Here is a 3,276-nt window from a genome sequence, read left to right on the forward strand (position 1 = left end):
GACGCACCGCCGCGGCGACTGATCTTCCGCACCGATCTCCCTCGCTCGCAACGCTTCCTGCCCCGATATCTACCCGTCGACGCGGACCGAAAACTCACTGCCGCGCTGTCGGGTTCGTGCTTTCGACTCGCAGCCGATGCGCTGTTGGTGCAACGAGCCTGTGGGCTGCGGATCGGTGAATTACTCGACCTGGAACTCGACTGCATCCATGAGATCCCTGGGCAAGGATCCTGGCTCAAGGTCCCACTCGGCAAGCTCGACTCCGAACGCATGGTCCCTCTCGACGAGGAAGTCCTCACTCTCGTCGATCGCATCACCGCGACCCGCTCACCCGGTCGACCCATGGTCCATCCCCGCACCGGAGCGCCAGCCGATTTCCTGTTCACCCATCACGGAAAGCGACTCTCGCAGAACGCAGTACGGCAAGAGCTGAACCGGGCGGCCGACACAGCAGGCCTTGGACACATCACACCGCATCAACTCCGACACACCTACGCCACCGCCCTGATCAACGCCGGAGTGTCGCTGCAAGCGTTGATGGCTCTACTCGGACATTATGCGGGTGATTTTGTCAAGTGCGTCGTATCAGGAGGCGGTCTGATCGAGTCGAGCGAGCAGTCCGTCGAACACTTTCTGGCGGCCCAGTTGTCCTTTGGCGGCGGCGTCGTCGCGTTGCGCCTGCAGGGTGGGGCGGAATTCGATGGTGGTCTGGAAGAAGGTGCAGGATTCGCAGATGGATTCGAAGTGGCAGTCCAGGCCGACGGGTCGGGCGCAGTAGCCGTTGCCGAGCATCCGGCGGTGCATCTCGACACGGAGCTTACGCATTTCGGCGCCTTCGGCCTCGGCGGGCAGTGCGCGCGTCTGGTGGTAGAGGGCTTCGACCTTTGCGCTGACGGAAAAGTATTCGTCGGCGACGGTGCGGTCGGCGATACGGGCGTACACGAGGGTCATCCGCATCGATCGGTGCCCCAATAAGGCGGCCAGGGCTTCGAGAGTCATGCCGCGGTTGATCGCCTGGGTCGCCAATGTGTGCCTGAGGCGATGGGGCGAAACATGGCCGATGCCAGCCGTCTTCGCGGCTTTGGCGACTGCCCGATCGACCCGGCCCTCGCCGATGCGTTGGCCGTGCTCGATGAACAGGTAGCGGCTGCGCAGGCTGCTGGGTCGGGTGGCGATCCAGGCGTCGAGGAGATCCTTGAGTTGGGGATGCAAGGGGATGTAGCGGTCGGTGCGCAGTTTCCCCAGCGGCACGTGCAACCAGTACGCTGCCCCGATCTGCACCACGGAATCGACTGTGAGGTCGAGGAATTCACCCTTGCGTAGGCCGGTGCGGGCCAAGAACTCCACGCACAGGCGGACGAACGGGTCGTCGTCGGCCCGGGTGGCCTGCAGCAGCTTGGTGAACGCGGCGTCGTCGAGGAAGCGGGGCAACGGGTCATCGCGCAGCGGCAGGTCGCCGGAGAACACGAGCACCCGGGCCGGGACGTCATCGCCGTCCCATTCGGTGAGGCGTTCAAAGCAGGTACGCAGGGTGCCCAGGTGCTCGGCGAGACCGGTCTTGGACAACCGGCCGCCGCGGGCCGAGGGCCGGGTGGACAGGTGCAGCTTGTAGGCCTCGATATGTGCCCGACGCAGGTCGGCGACGCAGACCACCCCGGGAGCGTTGGCGGCCAGCCAGCCGGCGAACTCCCGCAGCACGCCCTCGACGCGCACCATCGTCGAGGCCCGCAGCGACAACCGTGTCTGGGCGATGTAACCGGTGAGGGTGGCCGCCAGCCGTGGTGGGACCGCCGCCCACTGGGCCGCCCGCTCGGCCGAGCGGTCCGGGCTGATTTTGCGGGGTGCACTGTCAAGGACGCCGAGGTGGAACAGCGTGGTCTGCGCACCGAACAGCGCCGCGCTCAGCGCCTTGGCGCCGTGGCTGCCGGGTCGGTGGCGAGTTATCGCCGCGGTCAACGCTTTTCGCTGCGCATCGATCACCGGCTAGGTCAACCGTTGGGGAGTCAGCCCGGCCAGCGCGGCCACCTTGACCAGCGCCGACCACTGCAGGCGCGTCACGACGGGACCGAACCCGAGCTCGGTGGAGGTCGCGGCGAACCGTTCGTAGAACTCGCGGTGATGGTGGGCGGCGACTTCGCCGAGGTAGGGCCGACACGCCACCAGATAGTCCGGGCTGGGCCGCAGCCGTCCCGTCACGATCAGCCAACCGACTACCCGTCGATCCTTGAGCGGCAGCGCGCACTGCGATGCCAGCGGCAAACCCGACCAGCCGTCCACCCCCACTCGGGTGAAGAACGTGCGCGCCACCGACGTCACCGGGTGTCCGGCGAACATCCCGGCCGCGACGAGGTCGGCCCGGTACGCCGCGACGAGCTCCTCGATGTCGGGGCGATGTGCCGGTGACCCGTTCATTCCTGGGTCGCCCCACCGGACGCGACGACCTGCGCCTCGATCGCTTCGGCGGCCCGCAGATATTCCTGTTCCAACCAGTCGTTGGCCAGGTGCAGGTAGATGCGGGTGGAGTCGATCGAGGCGTGGCCGGCCTGGGCCTGGATGGCCTCCAGTGCCATCCCGGCCTCCCGCAGCCGGGTGAAACACGTGTGCCGCAGTTGATGGCACGTCGCCTGGCTCAGCCCGGCGCGCCCGCGCGCACCGTCGAGGATCTCATCCAGGCCCGCCGCAGACAACGGCTCACCGCGCCGCGATCCCTTCAACACCACGAACACCCGATCGGTCGGCACCCGCGGCCGCTCGTGATCCAGATAGTCCCCGAGCGAGGCGAAAAACCGCGCCGACACCGGCACGATCCGCTGCCGACCGCCCTTGCCCTCGGACACAAACACCCGCCGCTCACCGGCGTTGACGTCGCCCAGGCGCAGGCCCAGCACCTCGCAACGGCGCAGGCCACCCAGCAACATCGCCTCGACCATGGCCCGGTCGCGGTGGGTACGCAACGCCGCCCACAGCGCGTCGACCTCGCTGGGCGCCAGCACCCGCGGCAGCGTGCGCGGGGTGCGGACCAACGGCACCCCGCCCTTGCCGCGCCGAGCACCCGCGCGGCGGGCGGCCAGGCTGGTCGGTACAGGGTTGTGCCTCACACCGGTATCACCCCGGGCCGCGAGGTAGGCGTACAGACCGCGCACACTCGACAACCGGCGGGCGATCGTGCGCGCCGCCAACCCCGGCTCCCCGTCCTCCAGCCGAACCACCCGTTCGCCGCGACGCGCAGCGCGCTGAGAAGCCAAGAACCCCAACACATCCGACGCGCTCACCTGT

General features: G+C 68.1%; 3 protein-coding genes and 1 pseudogene. 1 reads left to right on the top strand and 3 read right to left on the bottom strand.

All coding sequences use genetic code 11. The features are described 5' to 3' along the window. Nucleotides 1-147: 147 nt before the first annotated feature. Nucleotides 148-546, top strand: a pseudogene (locus VN856_RS02625) (tyrosine-type recombinase/integrase); the annotation flags it as partial. Between the two features lie 39 nt (nucleotides 547-585). Here VN856_RS02625 and VN856_RS02630 read toward each other — a convergent pair. From VN856_RS02630 to VN856_RS02640, 3 genes are all read right to left on the bottom strand, one after another. Then, complete coding sequence (locus VN856_RS02630) at nucleotides 586-1,980, bottom strand: site-specific integrase (RefSeq protein WP_325685874.1); 1,395 nt, start codon at nucleotides 1,978-1,980, stop codon at nucleotides 586-588. A 3-nt stretch (nucleotides 1,981-1,983) separates the two neighbouring features. Then, the gene (locus VN856_RS02635) at nucleotides 1,984-2,412 is read right to left on the bottom strand and encodes a hypothetical protein (protein WP_325685876.1); all 429 of its coding nucleotides are present in this window, start codon (nucleotides 2,410-2,412) and stop codon (nucleotides 1,984-1,986) included. Further along, nucleotides 2,409-3,276, bottom strand: an 868-nt coding sequence (locus tag VN856_RS02640; RefSeq protein WP_325685878.1) for a tyrosine-type recombinase/integrase, incomplete at its 5' end; no start/stop codon positions are given. The genes VN856_RS02640 and VN856_RS02635, both read right to left, overlap by 4 nt.

The organism is Mycobacterium sp., from assembly GCF_035603715.1.
Taxonomy (GTDB): Bacteria; Actinomycetota; Actinomycetes; order Mycobacteriales; family Mycobacteriaceae; genus Mycobacterium.

Bases quoted from the DNA above. Each gene is read 5' to 3' on its own strand.
- VN856_RS02635 (WP_325685876.1), bottom strand. From the start codon at position 2,412: ATGAACGGGTCACCGGCACATCGCCCCGACATCGAGGAGCTCGTCGCG.